Source organism: Candidatus Methylomirabilota bacterium (genome assembly GCA_035260325.1).
Classification (GTDB): domain Bacteria; phylum Methylomirabilota; class Methylomirabilia; order Rokubacteriales; family CSP1-6; genus AR19.
Window position 1 is genome coordinate 1 of record DATFVL010000152.1, and the last position, 19,799, is coordinate 19,799.

Consider the following 19,799-nt stretch of genomic DNA (forward strand, 5'->3'; position numbering starts at 1 on the left):
GAAGTTCACCGTCTCCAGCACCTCGCGGCGGAAGGCGCGGTAGCCCGTGTGGTACTCGGAGAGCCGGAGCCCGAACACCCGGTTCTCGAGCCCCGTGAGGAACCGGTTCGCGACGTACTTCCACCACGGCATCCCCTGCGCGAGCGCCGAGCCCGTCTTGAGCCGCGAGCCCAGCACCACGTCGGCCTCCCCCCGCACGATCGGCGCGATGAGCTGCGGGACCAGCCGCGGATCGTACTGATAGTCCGGGTGCACCATCACCACGATCTCGGCCCCCGCCCGCAGGGCCTCCGCATAGCACGTCTTCTGGTTCGCACCGTAACCGTAGTTGCGGTTGTGGACGAAGATCTCCAGCCCGAGCTGGCGCGCCACGTCGAGCGTGGCGTCCGTCGAGCCGTCGTCCACCAGGATCACGAGGTTCACCGTGTCCTTCGGCAGCTCCTCGTACGTCATCCGGAGCGTCCGTCCGGCGTTGTACGCCGGCATCACCACCACGACTTTGGGTTCGGTCTTCATGGCTGCGCTCTGCCGGTCGCAAAGCGGGTGCCAGCGGTGGACCTCCGGGATCTCGCGCACTTCCGTCGAGCCGCGCTTCCAGAAATGGACAAAGTGGGCGCCACGGTGTGCCGAGAATTGTCAGCCGCGCGCGTGGGGCGGATAATGTCGGCGATGCGCGACCTCTTCTATCTCAGCGACAAGCAGCGCCAGGTGCGCGACCTCGTTCGCGCACTCGCGCGGGGGCGGATCGCGCCGCGGGCCGCCGAGGTGGACGAGACGGAAGCGTATCCGGCCGAGCAGCTGCGGCTCCTCGGCGAGCAGGGGCTCATGGGGCTCTACATCCCCGAGGCCTACGGCGGCACGGAGATGGGCGCGCTCGCGTTCGCTCTCGCGGTGGAGGAGATCGCCTGGGCATGCGCGTCCACGGGCGTCCTCTTCCTCGTGCAGTACGCGGGCGGGTTTCCCATCGTCGCCGCGGGGACGGAGGCGCAGAAGCGCCGCTACCTGCCGCGCCTCGCGTCCGGCGAGATCACGGCGGCCTTCTCGCTCTCCGAGGCCGGCTCCGGCTCCGACGCCGCGGCCCTCGCGACGACGGCGGTGCGCACGGGCGACCGCTATCTCCTGAACGGCAGCAAGATGTGGGTGACGAACGGTAGCCGCGCGGGCGTCATCACCCTCTTCGCGACCGTGGACCGCGGCCGCGGCAAGTACGGCGTGACCGCGTTCCTCGTCGAGCCCACGTTCCCCGGCTTCGCCCTCGGCAAGCTCGAGAAGAAGCTCGGGGTGCGCGGCTCGCCGACCGTCGCGCTCCACCTGACCGACTGCGAGGTGCCCGCCGAGAACCGGCTCGGCGAGGAGGGCGACGGCTTCAGGCTGGCGCTCCGCATCCTGGACGGCTCGCGTCCCGCCGTCGGCGCCCAGGCGGTCGGCATCGCCCAGGCCGCGCTCGACGCCGCGGTCGCGTACGCCAAGGAGCGCCGGCAGTTCGACCAGGCGATCGCGGCGTTCCAGGGGATCCAGTTCATGCTCGCCGACATGGCGATGCACGTGCACGGCGCCCGGCTCATGGTCCACCACGCGGCGGCGCTCCTGGACCGGGGCGCCCCGCGCACGGCGCTCGAGTCGTCGCTGGCCAAGTGCTTCGCGGGCGACGCCGCGATGAGGGTCGCGACCGACGCGGTGCAGGTCTTCGGGGGCTACGGCTACACGCGCGAGTACCCGGTCGAGCGCTTCATGCGCGACGCGAAGATCACGCAGATCTACGAGGGCACCAACCAGATCCAGCGTGTCGTCGTCGCCCGCGAGCTCCTCCGCGGGTAGCCGGGCGTTTCGGTCATTGACGACGCCCCGCCCGAGTGATAGGTGTCTAGACATCCTGACAGCGGGAGGCCCGTCGACGTGAACTATCGTCCAGGGATTCCGCGGTACCTCCAGATCGCCGACGCCGTCCGTCACGACCTGCGCGGCGAGGGCGAGCGCATCCCGTCCGAGCATGCGCTCTGCAAGCAGTTCAAGGTGAGCCGGCCGACCGTCCGCCAGGCGCTCGACGTCCTGGTGGAGGAGGGGCTCCTCTACCGGCACGCGGGGCGCGGGACCTTCTCGACGCCGTCGGGCGCCTCCGACCGCAAGCTCCGGGTGATCGGCTCGGTCGGCGACATGATCGCGCTGGGCGACGAGTCGTGGTTCAAGCTGATCGCGCGCGAGATCGTGCCCGTGCCGGCCAACATCGCGCAGGCGCTCAAGCTGCCGCCCCGCTCGTCGGTCTACCGCATCAGCGGCGTCCGTCACGCGGACGTCGGACCCTTCCAGCACGTGACCGCGTACATGCCGCTGACGATCGGCACGGCCCTCTCCGACGAGGACCTCTCCAAGACGTCCCTGATCGGCGCGATCGAGCGCGTGCTCGGCGTGCCGATCAAGTCCATGGAGCAGGTCGTGGACGCGGTGCTGGCGCCGCGCCAGATCGCCGAGCTCCTGCAGCTCCGGCCGCGCTCGCCGCTGCTCCTCTTCGAACGCACCTACTTCGCCGCCGGCGGCGAGCCCGTCGAGTACGCGATCACGTACCAGACCGGGCGGCGCTACCCCTATCGCCTGGTCCTCTCGCGCGCCGAGCGGCGGAGCTGACGCATGGCGTACCGGATCGGGTTCGACGTCGGCGGGACGTTCACCGACTTCGTCCTCCAGTCCCCGTCCGGGGAGCTCCTCACCGCGAAGCGGCTGACGACCTACCCGGACCCGTCGGAGGCGTGCCTGGCGGGCCTCGACGGGCTGGTCGCGCAGGGCGGCGTGACCTGGCGCGACGTCGCCCAGGCGGTGCACGGCACGACCCTCGGCTCGAACGTCGTCATCGAGCGCAAGGCGAGGGGCGTCGGGCTCCTCACCACGCGCGGCTTCCGCGACGTGCTCACCATCGGGCGCGAGAAGCGCTACCAGGTCTACGACCTCCAGATCGAGAAGCCGGCGCCGCTGATCCCGCGCCGCCTCATCGGCGAGGTCACGGAGCGGATCCTGGCGGACGGGAGCGTGCGGACGCCGCTCGACGAGGCCGACGCGCGCCGCGCGATCCGGGAGCTCGCGGCCCGCGGCGTGCGGACCCTGGCGATCTGCCTGCTGCACGCGTACCTGAACCCGGCGCACGAGAAGCGGCTCGCCCGGCTCGTCGCCGACGAGGCGCCGGACGTCGCGGTCACGCTCTCGCACGAGGTCTCGCCGACCTTCCGCGAGTACGAGCGCACCTCGACGACGGTCGTGAACGCCTACGTCATGACGGCGGTCCGCGAGTACCTCCGGGCGCTGGCCGCCGCCATGCGCGAGCGCGGCTACGGCGGCCGGCTCTTCGTCATGCAGTCCTCGGGCGGCGTCGCGACGGCGGAGGCGATGCAGCGCTACCCGGTGCGGATGATCGAGTCGGGCCCCGCCGCGGGCGCCCTAATGGCGGCGGTCTACGGCGAGCTCACCGGCCACCGCGACCTGATCGCCTTCGACATGGGCGGGACGACGGCCAAGCTCGCGCTGATCGAGAAGGGCCGGCCATACACGACGACGGCGTTCGAGCTCCACCGCGTGAACAACGCGCCGGGCAGCGGGCTGCCGATGAACATCCAGGCGCTCGACCTCGTCGAGATCGGGGCGGGCGGCGGCTCGATCGCGCGGGCCAGGCTCGGTGTGATCGCCGTCGGGCCGGAGAGCGCCTCGTCCACGCCCGGCCCGGTGTGCTACGGCCGCGGCGGTGCGGAGCCGACGGTGACCGACGCCGACGTCGTCCTCGGCTACATCAACCCCGACTACTTCGCCGGCGGCTCGCTCAAGCTCCGCGCGGACGCCGCGGCGCGGGCGATCGAGGAGAAGCTCGCGCGCCCCCTCGGCCTGCCGCTCGCGGAGGCCGCGTGGGGCGTCCACGCGATCGTCAACACCAACATGGAGCTCGCGACCCGCGTCGTTTCCATCGAGCGCGGCCGCGACCCGCGCGAGCTGACGTTCGTCGCCTTCGGCGGCTCCGGCCCCGTGCACGGCTGCCGTCTCGCGCAGGCGCTCGGCGTCCCCCGCGTGATCCTGCCCGCGGCGGCCGGCGTCACCGCCGCGATCGGGCTCCTCGCCGCGGAGGTCAGGTTCGACGTCGCGCGGACGTACGTGCGCCGGATCGACGCCGCGGACCCGGCGCGGCTCACGGCGATGTACGACGAGATGGCGGCGCAGGCGCTCGAGGTCGTCCGCGAGTCGGCGGTGGCCGGCGACGTCACGCTGGCGCGCGCGGCCGACGCGCGCTACGTCGGCCAGGGCTACGAGCTGACGGTGCCCGTGCCCGCGGGCGCGCTCGACGCCGCGGCGCTCGCCCGCGTCCGCGCGGCGTTCGACGAGGTCTACGCCGCGCGCTACGGCTACGCGAACCCCGCCGAGCCCGTCGAGGTCGTCACCTGGAAGCTCTCCGCGGTCGGCGGCTCGCCGCGCATCGCGCTCGCCAAGGCCGCCGCGCGCGGCGGCGACGGCGCGCCGAAGGGGACGCGGCGCGCGTACTTCCCGGAGGCGCGCGGCTACGTGGACACGCCGGTGTACGACCGCTACGCGCTGGCGGCCGGCGCCCGCGTCGAGGGGCCGGCGATCGTCGAGGAGCGCGAGTCCACGACGGTGCTCCCGCCCGGCGTGGCGGCGACCGTGGACGAGTACGCGAGCCTCGTGGCGGAGCTCGAATGAGCGCGCTGGACCCGATCACCCTCGGCGTGATCTGGGGCGCGCTCCAGTCGATCGCCGTCGAGATCGGCACGACCGTCCACCGGACGGCGTACTCGGAGCAGGCGCGCGAGGGCCAGGACTTCTCCGTCGCGGTGTTCGACCCGCGGGGCCGCATGGTGGCCCAGGGGCCCTACTCGCCGGGCCACATGGGCGCGATGTCGTTCGCCGTGAAAAACGCGCTCGCGGCCCATCCGGTCGAGACGCTGCGCCCGGGCGACGCGATCCTCCTGAACGACCCGCTGCTCGGCTCGGGCCACCTCCCGGACTTCTTCGTCACGCAGCCCGCGTTCCACGCGGGCGCGCTCGTCGGCTTCGCCGTGAACATCCTCCACCACACGGACGTCGGGGGCCAGCGGCCCGGCAGCCAGGGCGTGGAGGGCGTCTTCGACTACTTCCAGGAGGGGCTTCGCATTCCGCCGACCAAGGTCTGGCGCGAGTACCAGGAGGACCCCGGCGTCGTCGCCATCATCGCGGCCAACACGCGCACCCCCGAGAAGGTCCTCGGCGACCTGCGGGCGCAGCGGAGCGCGCTCAGAGTCGGCGAGCTCAGGCTCCAGGAGCTCGCGGCGCGCTACGGCCGCGACACGCTCGCCCGCGCGATGGACGAGATCATCGAGCGGACGGAGACGAACATGCGCGCGGCGATCCGCGCGTTTCCCGACGGCGCCTACGCCTTCGAGGACTTCATGGACGACTGCGGGCCGGAGACCGCGCCGCTCCGCGTCGCCGTCACCGTGACGGTCGCCGGCGACTCGATGGTCGTCGACTTCGAGGGCTCGAGCCCGCAGACCGCGTCGGGCATGAACTCCTACATCAACTACACGCGCTCCTACTCGTACGCGGCGGTGAAGTGCCTCGCCGACCCGTTCGGCCCGATGAACGAGGGCGCGCTCCGGCCGATCACGGTGCGGGCGCCCGAGGGCTCGTTCCTGAACCCGCGGCCGCCGGCCGGCGGGGGACCGCGCGCGATCATCTGCTACCGGACGTTCGAGTCGGTCATCGGCGCCCTCGCCAAGGCCGTGCCCGACCGCGTCGCGGCGGCCGCCTCACACATGGCGAACCCGACCTTCGGGGGCTGGGACCGCGCGCGGAAGCGCCGGTTCGTCGCCTACGAGCTGGTGCTCTCGGGCACCGGCGCGCGCGCGACGAAGGACGGATGCGAGGCGATGTCGTGGGCGTTCAACGCCTCGAACATCCCGGTGGAGGCGCAGGAGGCGAACCAGCCGATCGTCGTCGAGCGCTTCGAGCTGATCCGCGACTCGGCGGGCGCGGGACGGTTCCGCGGCGGCTGCGGGATCCGGCGCGACATGCGCTTCCTCGCCGACGAGGGAAAGCTCACGAACCTCTCGGACCGCCAGAAGTTTCCGCCGTACGGCCTCTTCGGCGGCGAGCCGGGCCGGCTCGGCCGCACCGTGCTGAACCCCGGGCCCGGCGAGCAGGTCGTCCACGGCAAGGCCTCGCGCGAGTTCGCCTACGCCGACGTCCTCTCCTTCCAGCAGTCGGGCGCGGGCGGGTACGGCGACCCGTTCGAGCGCGAGCCCCGCCGCGTGCTCGAGGACGTGCTCGACGACTACGTGTCGGTCGGGGCCGCGCGGCGCGAGTACGGTGTCGTGATCGCGGGCTCCGGGATCGACCTCCGGGTGGACGAGACGGCCACACGCGAGCTCCGGAAGAAGGTGCGGGCATGATCCGCTTCACCGCGGAGCAAGAAGACTTCCGCAGGGCCGTCGCGCGGTTCGTCGACGCCGAGGTGGCGCCGGCGGCCGAGGCGCTCGACGAGCGGGCGGAGTTCCCGGCGAAGCTCTTCAGGCGCCTGGGCGAGCTCGGCTACCTCGGCCTCCGCTACCCGGAGGCCTACGGCGGCGCCGACGCCGACATGGTGACCTACTGCCTCTTCGCCGAGGAGCTGGCGCGCGGCTCGCTCTCGGTGGCCGCGGCCGCCGCCATGCAGTCGCTCATGGGCACGCACTTCATCTACAAGTACGGCTCGGAGGCGCTCCGCCGGAAGTACCTGGTGCCCGCGCTGCGCGGCGAGCTGGTCGCGACGTTCGCGCTCACGGAGCCGAACGCGGGCTCCGACGTCGCGAACATCACCACGCGCGCCGAGCGCCGCGGCGACCGCTGGGTCCTGCGCGGCGGCAAGACCTGGGTGACCAACGCGCCGGTCGCCGACGTCCTCACGGTGGCCGCGAAGACCTCGGCCGAGCGCGGGATGAAGAACATCGCGCTCTTCCTCCTGGACCGCGCGACGATGCGCGGGATCGCGCTCGGCAAGAAGATCGAGAAGATGTCGGTGCGCGCCTCGGAGACGGGGGAGATCCTGCTCGAGGACGTCGAGGTGCCGGCCGAGCACCTGCTCGGCGGCGAGGGCGGCGGCGTCGAGAAGATCGGCGGCATCCTGTCGGAGATCCGCGTGATGACCGCCGCCATCTCCGTCGGCCTCGCGCGCGCCGCGTACGGGGCGGCGCTCGCCTACGCCCGCGAGCGCCAGGCGTTCGGGAAGCCGATCGTCGAGCACCAGGCGATCGCCTTCAAGCTCGCCGACATGCTCACCGAGCTTCACGCGGCGACGCTCCTGACCTACCAGGCCGCGGCGCGGCTCGATGCGGGGCTCCCGCTCACGCGCGAGGCCGCGATGGCGAAGCTCGTCGCCTCGGAGATGGCCGTGAGGGTCACCGACGAGGCGGCGCGGATCTTCGCCTCGTACGGCCTCGCCATGGAGTACCCGGTGCAGCGCTACTTCCGCGACGCGCGCTTCCTCCTGCCGGGCGGTGGGACCTCGGAGATCCTGCGCCTGGTGATCGGCCGCGACCTCGACTGGGACCGGGGCCAGGCGTTCGCATGAGCGGCGAGGTGCCGCCGCGCGGGCGCTGGTGGGAGGACTTCACGGTCGGGGAGGCGCTCGTGACGGGTCGGCGCACCGTGGAGGCCGGCGACGTCTCGCGCTTCGCCGGCCTCACGGGCGACTTCAACCCGCTGCACACCGACGCGGAGTTCGCGAAGACGACGCCGTTCGGCGCGCGTGTCGCGCACGGGATCCTGACGCTCGCGGTGTCGAACGGCCAGCAGAACCTCGCGGGCTGGTTCGAGGGCACGACGCTCGCGCTCCTGGGCCTCGACCGGCTCCGCTTCACCGCGCCCGTGAAGTTCGGCGACACCGTGCACACCGAGATGACGGTGAAGGAGCGTCGTGAGGCGCAGAAGCCCGACCGCGGTGTCGTGATCTTCGACGTGACCGTGAAGAACCAGCGCGGCGAGGCGGTGTGCACCTACGAGGAGAGCGTCCTCATGCGGAGGCGGCGATGAGGCGAGTGGCGCTGGTCGGCGCGGGGGTCTCGAAGTTCGGCGTGCGCAAGGCGAGCTACCGCGACCTCATCTGGGAGGCCGGCAAGGCGTGCTTCGACTCCGTGCCCGCCGTGAAGCCGAAGGACGTCGAGGGGCTGGTCGTCGGCTCCGTCATGCCGGAGCGCACGGCCTTTCAGTCGCACATCTCCTCGATGGCCGCGGAGGCGCTCGGGATCAGGCCAAGCGCGCTCAGCGCGCGCACCGAGCACATGTGCGCGTCGGGCACGGTCGGCATCCGCTACGCCTACGCGTTCATCGCGGCGGGGCTCGCGGACCTCGTCATGGTGCTCGGCGTCGAGAAGCTCAACCAGCCGGCCGGCGAGGAGGCCATCCTCAACATGGGGACGGGCGTGGACCGCGAGTGGGAGGCCGCGTTCGGCCTCACGGCCCCGCCGTGCTTCGCGCTCGCCGCGCAGCGGCACATGGCCGAGTACGGCACGACCGAGGAGCAGCTCGCGCTGGTCGGCGTGAAGAACCACACCCACGCCATGAAGAACCCGAACGCGCACTTCACCAAGGGCGCGACGCTCGACCAGGTGCTGTGCTCGCGGATGATCTCGACGCCGCTGCGCCTCTACATGTGCTCGCCGATCACCGACGGCGCCGCCGCGGTCGTCCTCGCGTCGGAGGAGCGCGCGCGCGCGCTGACCGACACGCCCGTCTGGATCCGGGGGACCGGCCAGGCGCTCGACGGCTTCCAGCTCTCCTCGCTCCACGCGGACTACGCGCACTGGCCCGCCCTCAAGCGCGCCGCCCAGGCCGCGTACCAGATGGCGGGCGTCGGGCCGCACGAGATGGACCTGGCCGAGGTCCACGACTGCTTCGCCATCGCGGAGCTGATCGCGTACGAGGAGCTCGGCTTCTGTCACAAGGGCGAGGCCGGTGCGTTCGTCGCCGAGGGGCGGAGCGACTACGGCGGGGACGTCGTGGTGAACCCGCGCGGCGGGCTGATCGGCTGCGGGCATCCGCTCGGCGCGACCGGCGTCGCCCAGGCCGCCGAGGTCTTCGCCCAGCTCCGCGGCGAGGCGGGCGCGCGTCAGGTCCCCGGCGCCGCCGTCGGGCTCACCCACAACAACAGCGGCATGGGCGAGCACGTGGTCATGATCTACGGGAAGGAGCCGGCGTGACCACGTCCGTCGCGGTGCTCGGCGCCGGGCGGATCGGGCGCCAGATCGCGCTCGCGTTCGCCCTCGGCGGCCACCGCGCGCTCCTTATAGATCTGAAGGCGCGCGCCGGCGCCGAGCGCGCCGCGCTCTTCGCCGACGTCCGGCGGGAGCTCGCGCGCGACCTCGCGCTGATGGGCGAGGAGGGCGTGCTCGGCGGCGGGGACGCCGCCGCCGTCCTCCGGCGCATCGAGGACCGGGCGGGCCTCGACGGGCTCGCGGGCTGCGCCTTCGTCCAGGAGGCGCTGCCCGAGATCCCCGAGCTCAAGCGCGACGTGTTCCGGCGGCTCGCGGGGCGGCTCGCGCCCGACGCGGTCCTCGCCTCCACGAGCTCGACGATCTCGCCCGCCCACCTCGTGGACGCGGTCGAGCGCCCGGAGCGCTTCCTCGTCGCCCACTGGCTCAACCCGGCGCACATCATCCCGCTCGTCGAGGTGGTCCCGAGCGCGCGGACGTCGGCCGGCGTCGTCGCGCGCACGCTGGCGATCCTCGAGCGGCTCGGCAAGGTCCCGGTCCGCTGCGGCGACTCACCGGGGTTCATCGGCCCGCGGCTGCAGGCGCTGCTCATGAACGAGGCCGTGCGCCTCGTCGAGGAAGGCGTCGCGACGCCCGAGGACGTCGATCGCGCGTTCAAGGCCGGAATGGGCTTTCGCTACGCGCAGGTGGGCATCTTCGAGTTCATCGACTGGGGCGGCGTGGACATCCTCCACCGCGCGAGCGCGTTCCTCGCGACGGCGCTCGGCGACGCCCGGTTCAAGCCGGCGCGGCTCGTCGAGGAGAAGATGGCGAAGAACGAGCTCGGGCCCAAGACCGGGCGCGGTTTCTTCGACTACGCGGGCGAGAAGCGCGACCGCTTCGAGAGCGAGAAGATCCGCGCGCTCCTGAGGCAGCTCCGAAGGGAACGGGCGGCGCCGTGATCCTCATCGAGCACGCGACCGTCGTCACCGTGGACCGCGAGCGGCGCGTCCTGCGCGACGGCTCCGTGCTGGTGGACGGCCGCGACATCGTCCAGGTGGACGTCGCGGCACGGGTGAGGCCGCCGCGGCCGCCCGACCGCGTCATCGACGGCCGGCGGCGCGTCGTGCTCCCGGGCTTCGTGGACGCGCACGTCCACCTGTCGGAGCACCTGAACCGCGGGCTCCTGCCGGACGACGTCCCGGTGGACCGCTATCTTCCCGACTGGCTGATCCCGCTCTACTCGGTGATGACGCCGGAGGAGGAGAAGTACGCGGCGCTCCTCGCCTGCATCGAGATGATCCGCACGGGGACCACGACCTTCTGCGAGGCGGGCACGCTCTTCGACGTCGCCGCCGTCGCCGACGCGGTCGAGCAGGCGGGCATGCGCGCGATCCTCGGCCGCTGGACGTGGGACCTCGCCGACGGCCCCGGGCGCATGAAGCAGACGACCGCCGAGGCCCTCCGGGCGAACGAGGCGATGCTCGCGGAGGTGCACGGGCGCGCGGCCGGGCGGATCGGCGCGTGGCCGCTGCTCCTCGGCTTCGGCGCGTGCTCGCCCGGCCTCATCCGGGGCGCCAAGGCGCTCGCCGACCGCCGCGGCGTCGGCTGGGGGATGATGCACCTGGCGTCGCATCCGTCGCGAAAGACCCGGGACAACATGCCGCTCAGCGAGCTCGATGAGCTCGGCGTCCTCGCCCCGAACGCGAAGCTCGCTCACATGGTGTACGTGGACGACGCCGACATCGGGCTGCTCGCGCGGCGGGGCGTCAAGATCGCCCACTGCCCGACCGCGGGCCTGAAGCACACGAAGGGGCTCGCCGCGCACGGCCGCTTCCCCGAGATGGCGGACGCCGGCGTCTGCGTCGCCCTCGGCGGCGACAGCGGCAACGGCTCGAACCACTTCGACATGCTGCGCATCATGTACCTCGTCGCGACCATCTATAAGGACGCGCGCCTGGACGTCTCCGTACTCCCGGCCGAGCGCGTCCTCGAGATGGCGACGATCCGGGGCGCCGAGGCGCTCCTGCTCGACGGGGAGATCGGCTCGCTCGAGCCGGGCAAGCGCGCCGATCTCGTCCTGTACGATCTCGACACGCCGGAGTGGCGGCCGCTCCTGAACCCGGTGAACAACCTGGTCTACGCGGCGAGCGGCGCGAGCGTGCGCACGGTGCTGATCGACGGCCGGATCGTCCTCGACGAGGGACGTCTCGCGACGCTCGACGAGCGGGCGGTGTACGAGCGCGTCGAGGTGCTGGCGCGGGAGCAGATCGCGCGTGCCGGCCTGCCGATCGAGTCGAAGTGGCCGGTGATCGCATGACCTACTTCCGGGCGCTCGATCCGTTCCCGCTGGAGTCGGCGGACCACACGAAGCTCCACGAGTTCTACACGCGGCTCGCCGGGGGCCGGCTCGCGACCACGAAGTGCCGCGGCTGCGGCCGGAGCGCGTGGCCGCCGCGCGGCTTCTGCCCCGAGTGCGGCTCGGATGCGTTCGACTGGACGGACCTGCCGGGCGAGGGCACGGTGCACGCGTTCACGGTGCAGGAGACGGGGCTCCCCGCGGGCTTCGAGGCGCCGCGCGTCTTCGCGATCGTGAACGTGGACGGCCACCGCGTCTTCTCGATCCTCACCGACGCCGACCCCGCGGCGGTGAAGCTCGGCCAGCGCGTGCGGCTCTCGCCCCTGCGCGTGGCCGACGACCCGAAGGGCAACCCGCGCTGGCTCCCCGCCTTCAGGGTGGTATGAATCCGGTACCGCGACTCACGGTGCGCGACGGACGGACCGGGACGGGTGATTCCGGTGGGGCACGGGCGTGGCGACAGCCCGGGCGCCCGTGCCCTGTCCCATGAAAATCCTGATCGCGAAGCCGGGGCTCGACGGCCACGATCGCGGCGCCAAGGTCGTCGCGCACGCGCTGCGCGACGCGGGCGTCGAGGTCGTCTACTCGGGCCTCAAGCGGACGCCCGACGAGATCGTGCAGGCGGCGATCCAGGAGGACGTGGACGTCGTGGGGCTGTCGGTCCTCTCGGGCGCGCACGTCCTGCTCGCGCGGCGCGTGCTCGAGGGACTCCGCGCCAACGGCGCGGACGACATCCAGGTGGTCGTCGGCGGGATCGTCCCGCCGCGTGACGTGGACGAGCTGAAACGGATCGGCGTCGCCCGCGTCTTCCCCATGGGGACGCCGCTGCCGGACATCGTCGCCGCGTTCAAGAATCCGCTCTGAAAGAGGATGGCCATGAAAGAGCTGCGGGCGCACGCGGGCTTTCCGATCAAGCCGGTCTACGGCCCCGAGGACGCGGCCGGCGTGGAGTTCGAGCGCGACATCGGCCGGCCGGGCGAGTACCCGTACACGCGCGGCATCCACCCCCACATGTACCGCGAGCGGCTCTGGACCATGCGCCAGTACGTCGGGTTCGGCACGCCGGCCGAGACGAACGCGCGCTTCAAGTACCTCATGGGGCACGGCCAGGACGCGCTCAACGTCGCGTTCGACCTCCCGACCCAATTGGGGCTCGACTCCGACGACCCGCGCGCCGAGGGCGAGGTCGGGCGCGTCGGGATGGCGATCGACTCCCTCGCCGACATGGAGGACGCATTCGCCGGGATCCCGCTCGACCGTGTGAGCGTCTCGCTCACGATCAACAGCATGGCGGCGCCGATCACCGCGATGTACTACGCCGTCGCCGCCAAGCAGGGCGCCGCCGCCGAGCGCGTGGTCACGACGCCGCAGAACGACATCCTCAAGGAGTTCATCGCGCGCGGCACGTGGGTGTATCCGGTCGAGCCGTCGCTCCGGCTCGTCGCCGACCTCATCGAGTTCTCGGCGAAGCGCTACCCGCGCTCGAACCCCGTCTCGGTGTGCGGCTACCACATCCGCGAGGCCGGCTGCACCACCGCGCAGGAGATGGCGTACGGCCTCGCCATCGCCGCCGCGTACGTCGAGCTGATGCGCGCGCGGGGGGTGTCCGTCGACGAGTTCGCGCCGCGCATCTCGTTCAACTTCACCGCGTGGGGGAAGATCTTCGAGGAGGTCGCGAAGTTCCGCGCCGGCCGGCGCCTTTACGCGCGGATGATGCGCGAGCGCTTCGGGGCTCGGGACCCGAAGTCGTGGATGTTCCGCAGCCTGATCGGCGGCGGCGGCTCGGCGTTCGTCATGCAGGAGCCGGAGAACAACATCGTGCGCGGCGCCTACATCGCGCTGGCGGCGGCGCTGTCGGGCGCTCAGACGGTCGCGCTGCCGACGTACGACGAGGCCTACACGATCCCGTCCGCCAAGGCCCAGCTCCTGGCGCTCCGCACGATGCAGATCTGCGCCGAGGAATCGGGCGCCGCCGACACGGTCGATCCGCTCGCGGGCTCGTATTATGTCGAGGCGCTGACGAACGAGATGGAGCGGGCGATCCTCGCGGAGCTCCAGCGCGTCGAGCGGATGGGCGGGATCGTCGAGGCGGTGAAGAGCGGCGCGCTCCAGGCCGAGGTCGCGCGGCAGGCGTACCTCTTCGAGCAGAAGCTCGTCTCCGGCGAGGTCCCGAAGGTCGCGGCGAACTGCCACGTCGGCGATCGTCCGGTCGAGGCCGACCGCGAGGTCGAGCTCTACGCGCTCGACCCGAAGGCGGCCGACGCCCAGGTCGGCCGGCTCGCGCGGGTGCGGCGTGAGCGCGACGGACGCGCCGTCGCCGCGGCCCTCCGCCGGCTCGGCGACGAGGCGCGCGGGACCGCGAACCTCATGGAGCCCATCATGCAGTCCGTCGTCGCCTACGCGACACTCGGCGAGATCGCGCGCGTCCTGAAGGACGTTTTCGGCGAGCACAAGGAGCCGGTGAAGTTCTGAGCATGGTCGACGCCTTCCAGATCATCGGCACGACGGTCAAGAAGCGCGACGGCGCCGAGAAGGTGACGGGCCGCACGTGCTACCTCCACGACCTCGAGCTGCCGCGCCTGGCCCACGGGAAGATCCTCCGCGCGCGCGTCCCTCACGCGCGGATCCTCCGGATCGACGCCTCGCGGGCGCGGGCGCTCCCGGGCGTCCTCTGCGTTCTGACGGGCGACGACGTCGAGCCGATCCGGTTCGGCTTCGCCGGGGACCAGACGGCGCTCAAGCGCGGCAAGGTCCGCTGCATCCGCGACGAGGTCGCCGCGGTCGCGGCGGAAACGCCGGAGCTCGCCCAGGCGGCGCTCGACCTCGTCCGCGTCGAGTACGCGGAGCTGCCCGCGGTCTTCGACCCGGCGGCCGCGCTCGCGCCGGGCGCCCCGCTCGTGCACGAGGAGCTCGGGACCAACCGGCACACGCTCCGCCACCAGTTCACCCACGGCGACGTGGACCGCGCCGTCGCCGACGCGGCGGTGGTCGTCGAGAACACGTATCGTCTCCCGTTCGTGACGTCCGCGTGCCTGGGCACGATGGTCGCGATCGCCGACTGGGACGGGGCCGGCGACCGCGTCACCATGTGGACGACGACCCAGGTCCCGTTCCTCTACCAGCGCGACCTGGCGGCCGCGCTCGGGATCACGGGCGACCTCGTGCGCGTCCTGCAGCCGCCCGTCGGCGGGAACTTCGGCCGCGGCCTCGACCTCTACCCGATCGACGTGATCGCGGCGCTCCTCGCGCGGCGGGTGCGGCGGCCGGTGAAGATCGAGTTCGACCGCGTGGAGGAGTTCATCGCGTGCCCGACGCGCGAGCCGTGCGCGATCCGCCTCCGGACCGCGGCCGACCGCGACGGTCGGCTGCTCGCGCGCGACGCCCACGTGACGATCGACAACGGCGCCTACACGTCCTGGGGCTCGACGACGCCGTACGTGATGCTCTCGACGGTCGCGGGCCTCTACCGGGTGCCCAACGTGCGCTTCGACTCGACGATCGCCTACACCAACAACCCCTACTCGGGCTCGATGCGCGGTTACGGCAACCCCGAGTCCACCTTCGCCGTCGAGTCGCAGATGGACGAGCTCGCGGAGCGGCTCGGGCTGGACCGGCTCGAGTTGCGGCGGCGGAACGCGTCGAAGCCGGGCGACGTGAACCCGCAGGGGTTCCTGCTGACGTCGTTCGCGATGGCCGAGTGCATCGAGGCCGCGGCCGCGGAGATCCGGCACGGGGCGCCGCCGCCCCGGCCCGGCTGGCGGCGGGGCGTGGGCTACGCGGGGATGTTCCACGTCGGCGGCGGGGCGCGCATCTACCGCTCCGACGGCTGCGGCGCCATCGTCAAGCTCGACGACTTCGGCCGGGTCACGCTCCTGACGGGCGCGTCGGAGATCGGTCAGGGCTCGGAGACGGTCCTCGCGATGATCGTCGCCGAGACGCTCGGCGTGCCGCTCGAGCGCGTGGACGTCGTCAACTCCGACACGAGCGTGCGGCCGTGGGACGTCGGCACGCACGCGAGCCGCACCACGTTCGTCGCCGGCAATGCGGCGCGCCTCGCCGCCGAGAAGATCAGGGGCCTGCTCCTCGAGGCGGCCGCCGCCGAGCTGGAGGAGCCCGCGGCGGCGCTCGACATCCGGGCCGGCTTCGTGTTCGTCCGGGCGAACCCCGCGCGCCGGCTCGCGTACGAGGAGGCGGCGCGCGCGGGGCACTTCAAGGACCACGGGCGCATGCTCGTCGCCGAGGCCTTCTACGATCCGCCGACGGCGATGCTCGACAAGGACCTCCAGGGCAACGTCTCCGCCGCGTACACGTCGGCGTTCCAGGCCGTCCGCGTGGACGTGGACCCCGAGACCGGCGAGATCCGGGTCGGGAAGATCGTGTCCGCCCACGACGTCGGCCGCGCGCTCAACCCGGGCGCCGCCGAGGGCCAGGTCCACGGCGGCATCCACATGGGGCTCGGGTACGCGCTGTCGGAACAGCTCGTCGTCGCCGAGGGCCAGATCCTGACGCAGTCCTTCATGGACTACGCGCTCCTGAAGGCGGACGACATGCCCGAGATCGTCGTGCGGCTCATCGAGACCGTGGACGCGGAAGGGCCCTTCGGCGCGAAGGGGCTCGGCGAGTCCGGCGTGATCCCCGTCGCGGCCGCGGTCGCCAACGCCGTGAAGGACGCGATCGGCGTCCGCTTCACCGAGCTCCCCATCACGCCCGCGCGCGTCCGCGCGGCCCTGGAGGCGAAGCGGCCGTGAGGATCAGGTGACGACGACTACCGCCATTCGCGGCGGAGCTTCCGCAGGGCTCCCTTCGGATAAACTCCGGTCAGGCTGCCGGGGTAGCCGGCCAGCGTCTCCTCAGTGCAGGTGAGGACGATGCGACCAGCTCTCCTCCGAGTCCGGCCCCGACGACGGACGCACTTTACAGTCTTCATCGAAAGTAAAGCTACGGTGTTCGCGGCGCCGGGTCAAGGACCCCGGCGGGCACGTCGCGCGGGACGCGGGCGATGAGGCTCTTCGACGGCGTCCGTGTCCTCGATCTCTCGCGGATGCTCGCCGGCCCCTACGGCTCCCAGCTCCTCGCCGACCTGGGCGCCGAGGTGATCAAGATCGAGGAGCCCGACGGCGGCGACCCGGTCCGCGGCATGGGACCGCCGTTCCTCCCCGGCGGCGAGTCGGCGTACTTCCTCGCGATCAACCGGAGCAAGAAGTCGGTGGCGCTCAACCTCACGAAGGAGGCGGGGCGCGAGGTGTTCTACGACCTCGTCCGCCGGTCCGACGTCGTCCTCGAGAACTTCCGCCCGGGCGTCATGGAGCGACTCGGGTGCGGCTGGGCGAAGCTCTGGTCGCTGAACCAGCGCCTCGTCGTGTGCTCGATCTCCGCCTACGGGCAGGAGGGGCCGTACCGCGACCGGCCGGCGTTCGATCTGGCGCTCCAGGCGATGGGCGGCGCGATGTCGCTCACCGGCGAGCCCGGGCGCGCGCCCGTGCGCATGGGCCTCCCCGTGGCCGACCTCGCGGGGGGCCTGTTCGGCGCGCTCGCCGTCGCGGGCGCCCTGCTCCGGCGCGAGCGGACCGGCGAGGGCGCGCGCATCGATCTCTCGCTGCTCGACTGCCAGGTCTCGCTCCTGACCTACGTCGCCCAGTACTTCTGGGCCGACGGCCGCGTGCCCGGGCCGCTCGGCTCGGCGCACGCCTCCGTCGCGCCCTACGGCGCGTGCGCGACGCGCGACGGCCACGTGGTCGTCGCGGTGTTCACCGAGAAGTTCTGGGGCGGCTTCTGCAAGGCGCTCGGGCGCCCGGAGTGGGAGCGCGACCCGCGCTTCCTGACGAACCGCGACCGCGTCGCGAACCGCGCGGCGCTGATGCCGCTCGTCGAGGCGGAGCTCGCGACGCGCACGACGGCGGACTGGCTCGCGCGCCTGGAGGCCGAGGGCGTGCCCGCGGCGCCGATCCAGAGCGTCGATCGCGTGCTCGACGATGTCCAGATCCGGCAGCGCGGGATGGTCGTCGAGATGGACCACCCGGTCCACGGCCGCGTGCCCACGCTCGGCACCCCGCTGAAGGTGGACGGCGCGATGGGGCTCAGCGTCGCGCCGCCGCCGCGTCTTGGCGAGCACACCGACCGCGTGCTCCGGGAGCTCCTCGAGTATCCGGCCGCGCGGATCGCCGAGCTCCGCAGCACGGGGGCGATCGGGTGAGACTCGCCGTCCTCGGCGGAGGCAACGGCGGGTTCACGACGGCGGCCGACCTCGCGCTCGCCGGCCATCGCGTCAGGCTCTGGGCGCGGTCCAAGACGGCGCTCGGCCCGCTGGTCGACGACCCCACGATCACGCTCGTCGCGGAGGGGCGGCAGGGCAGCGCGCGCCTCGAGCGCGCGACGACTGATCTCGGCGAGGCGGTCGAGGGCGCGGAGATCCTCGTGGCGCCCCTGCCCGCGACGAGCCACGACGACCTCGCGAAGCGGCTCGCGCCCCACGTCACCGAGCGTCAGATCGTCCTGCTCACGCCGGGGACGCTCGGGAGCGTCGTGCTCGCGCGCGGCCTCGCGCGCGAGGGCGGGAGGATGCCGTACGCGCTCGCCGAGACGGGGACGCTCCCGTACCTCACGCGGAAGACGGGACCGGCGGCGGTGCGGGCCCCGGTGCGCGCGGCGAACCTGCCGGCCGGCGTCTTTCCCGCGTCGCGCGCCGGCGCCGTGCTGAAGCGCCTCACGGAGCTTTTCCCCGCGCTCCGTCCGTGCGCCGACGCGCTCGACGCCGCGCTGACGAACGCGGGCCCGGTCATCCACCCGCCGCTGGTCCTCCTGAACGCGGGCGCGATCGACGGCGGCCGCTTCGACGTCCACGCGGCCGGCACGACGCCGAGCGTGCGTCGGCTCATCGACGCGGTGGACGGCGAGCGCGCCGCCACGCGGCAGGGCTGGCGCTACCCGGCGCCCCACTACGAGCTCGCGACCTACTACGACGAGCGCCGCGCCGCCGAGGGCCTCTACGGCGCGGGCGCCAAGGCGAAGCTCCTCGCGAGCGGGCTCTGGAGCGAGACCCTGACCTTCGAGCACCGCTACGTCGTCGAGGACGCGGCGCTGGGGCTCTCGCTCTTCGAGTCGGCGGCGCGCGCCGCGGGCGTCGCGACGCCCGCGACCACCGGGCTCCTGCTCCTGTTCGGCGCCCTCCTCGGCCGCGACCTCTCGGGCCGCGGCCGCGCCCTCGAGCACCTGGGGCTCGGCGACCTGAGCCGGCGCGAGATCCGCGCCTTCCTGGAGGCGGGCTGGGTCGCGCCGGCCTGGAACCGGGTGGTGCGGTGAGCGGGGCCCGGCGGGCGTGAGCACGGCGGCGCTCGTCCACGTCGTCGTCAGCGGGCTCGCCACGGGCTCGATCTACGCGCTCGTCGCCATCGCCCTCGTGATCGTCTACAACGCCACCCGCACGCTCAACTTCGCCCAGGGCGAGATGCTCATGGTCTCGACGTTCGTGGGGTTCACGGTCTACCAGCACGCACGGCTGCCGCTCGCCGTCGTGATGCTGATCGCCGTCGCCGCCGCCGCGGCGCTCGGGTGGGCGATCGAGCGCTTCGTCATCCGCCACGCGATCTCCGCCACGCACTTCGAGGTGCTGATCCTCACGCTCGGCGTTTCGCTCGTGCTGCGCTCGGCGGCGGGGCTCGTGTGGACCCACGACGAGTTCCCGTTCCCGTCGCTCTTCACGAACCGGCCGGTGGCGCTCGGCCCGGTGCGCGTCGCGCCCGTGTCGCTCGGGATCATCGGCGCCTCGCTCGTCCTCATGGCGGCGCTCTACGCGCTCTTCGCCTGGACCCGCCTCGGCCGGGCGATGCGCGCCGTCGCCCAGAACCAGCGCGCCGCGCGGCTCATGGGGATCAGCGTCGAGCGCGTGTACTCGGCGTCCTGGGTCCTCGCCGCGGCCGTGGGCGCGATCGCCGGCGTCCTCATCGCGCCGGTGATCTTCCTCTCGTCGAAGATGGGGCTCGTCGCGATCAACGGGTTCATCGCGGCGGTCCTCGGCGGCTTCGGCTCGATGCCGGGCGCCGTCGTCGGCGGGATGCTCCTCGGCGTCATCGAGAATCTCGCGCCGCTCTACCTGCCGTCGGAGATCAAGTACTCCGTGCCGTTTCTCCTGCTGATCGCGATCTTGCTGGTGCGCCCCGGGGGCGTGGTCGGCCGGGTCGCGCGGCGGAAGGTCTGATGGCGCGGGCCGCGCGGGCGCTCGGCGTCGTGGCGGTCCTCGCCTGGCCGTGGCA

17 protein-coding genes are annotated in these 19,799 nt (G+C 72.7%); 16 read left to right on the plus strand and 1 reads right to left on the minus strand.

What is annotated here, in order from left to right; all coding sequences use genetic code 11:
- The coding region (locus VKG64_10125) for a glycosyltransferase family 2 protein (protein HKB25398.1) at positions 1–516 on the minus strand (516 nt) is incomplete at its 3' end.
- Between the two features lie 153 nt (positions 517–669).
- Between VKG64_10125 and VKG64_10130 the strand changes: the two genes are divergently transcribed.
- From VKG64_10130 to VKG64_10205, 16 genes are all read left to right on the plus strand, one after another.
- Positions 670–1,818 carry an acyl-CoA dehydrogenase family protein gene (locus VKG64_10130; GenBank protein HKB25399.1) on the plus strand — a complete coding sequence of 383 codons (1,149 nt, stop codon included), beginning with the start codon at positions 670–672 and terminating at the stop codon, positions 1,816–1,818.
- A gap of 78 nt (positions 1,819–1,896) precedes the next feature.
- On the plus strand, positions 1,897–2,622 hold the full coding sequence (locus tag VKG64_10135) for a GntR family transcriptional regulator (protein HKB25400.1): 726 nt from the start codon (positions 1,897–1,899) through the stop codon (positions 2,620–2,622).
- A gap of 3 nt (positions 2,623–2,625) precedes the next feature.
- Positions 2,626–4,689: a hydantoinase/oxoprolinase family protein gene (locus VKG64_10140; GenBank protein HKB25401.1), complete on the plus strand. Its 2,064-nt coding sequence runs from the start codon at positions 2,626–2,628 to the stop codon at positions 4,687–4,689.
- A complete protein-coding gene (locus VKG64_10145) occupies positions 4,686–6,416 on the plus strand; it encodes a hydantoinase B/oxoprolinase family protein (protein HKB25402.1) in 1,731 nt (576 codons plus the stop codon). Before VKG64_10140 ends, VKG64_10145 begins: the two co-directional genes overlap by 4 nt.
- Positions 6,413–7,573: an acyl-CoA dehydrogenase family protein gene (locus tag VKG64_10150; GenBank protein HKB25403.1), complete on the plus strand. Its 1,161-nt coding sequence runs from the start codon at positions 6,413–6,415 to the stop codon at positions 7,571–7,573. The genes VKG64_10145 and VKG64_10150 overlap by 4 nt, the downstream gene beginning before the upstream one ends.
- A complete protein-coding gene (locus VKG64_10155) occupies positions 7,570–8,034 on the plus strand; it encodes a MaoC/PaaZ C-terminal domain-containing protein (protein ID HKB25404.1) in 465 nt (154 codons plus the stop codon). Before VKG64_10150 ends, VKG64_10155 begins: the two co-directional genes overlap by 4 nt.
- Positions 8,031–9,200 carry a beta-ketoacyl synthase N-terminal-like domain-containing protein gene (locus tag VKG64_10160; GenBank protein HKB25405.1) on the plus strand — a complete coding sequence of 390 codons (1,170 nt, stop codon included), beginning with the start codon at positions 8,031–8,033 and terminating at the stop codon, positions 9,198–9,200. The genes VKG64_10155 and VKG64_10160 overlap by 4 nt, the downstream gene beginning before the upstream one ends.
- Positions 9,197–10,153 (plus strand): 3-hydroxyacyl-CoA dehydrogenase NAD-binding domain-containing protein, encoded by a 957-nt coding sequence (locus tag VKG64_10165; GenBank protein ID HKB25406.1) that lies wholly within the window; start codon positions 9,197–9,199, stop codon positions 10,151–10,153. The genes VKG64_10160 and VKG64_10165 overlap by 4 nt, the downstream gene beginning before the upstream one ends.
- A complete protein-coding gene (locus tag VKG64_10170) occupies positions 10,150–11,511 on the plus strand; it encodes an amidohydrolase family protein (GenBank protein ID HKB25407.1) in 1,362 nt (453 codons plus the stop codon). Before VKG64_10165 ends, VKG64_10170 begins: the two co-directional genes overlap by 4 nt.
- Positions 11,508–11,936: an OB-fold domain-containing protein gene (locus VKG64_10175; protein HKB25408.1), complete on the plus strand. Its 429-nt coding sequence runs from the start codon at positions 11,508–11,510 to the stop codon at positions 11,934–11,936. Before VKG64_10170 ends, VKG64_10175 begins: the two co-directional genes overlap by 4 nt.
- Positions 11,937–12,036: 100 nt before the next feature.
- Complete coding sequence (locus VKG64_10180) at positions 12,037–12,414, plus strand: cobalamin B12-binding domain-containing protein (GenBank protein ID HKB25409.1); 378 nt, start codon at positions 12,037–12,039, stop codon at positions 12,412–12,414.
- Between the two features lie 12 nt (positions 12,415–12,426).
- Positions 12,427–14,022: a methylmalonyl-CoA mutase family protein gene (locus VKG64_10185; protein HKB25410.1), complete on the plus strand. Its 1,596-nt coding sequence runs from the start codon at positions 12,427–12,429 to the stop codon at positions 14,020–14,022.
- Positions 14,023–14,024: 2 nt separating this feature from the next.
- Complete coding sequence (locus tag VKG64_10190; GenBank protein ID HKB25411.1) at positions 14,025–16,298, plus strand: xanthine dehydrogenase family protein molybdopterin-binding subunit; 2,274 nt, start codon at positions 14,025–14,027, stop codon at positions 16,296–16,298.
- Positions 16,299–16,549: 251 nt separating this feature from the next.
- On the plus strand, positions 16,550–17,743 hold the full coding sequence (locus tag VKG64_10195) for a CoA transferase (protein HKB25412.1): 1,194 nt from the start codon (positions 16,550–16,552) through the stop codon (positions 17,741–17,743).
- Positions 17,740–18,849 carry an NAD/NADP octopine/nopaline dehydrogenase family protein gene (locus tag VKG64_10200; protein HKB25413.1) on the plus strand — a complete coding sequence of 370 codons (1,110 nt, stop codon included), beginning with the start codon at positions 17,740–17,742 and terminating at the stop codon, positions 18,847–18,849. The genes VKG64_10195 and VKG64_10200 overlap by 4 nt, the downstream gene beginning before the upstream one ends.
- 16 nt (positions 18,850–18,865) lie before the next feature.
- Positions 18,866–19,744, plus strand: coding sequence for a branched-chain amino acid ABC transporter permease (locus VKG64_10205; protein HKB25414.1), 879 nt, complete (start codon positions 18,866–18,868; stop codon positions 19,742–19,744).
- Positions 19,745–19,799 lie beyond the last annotated feature (55 nt).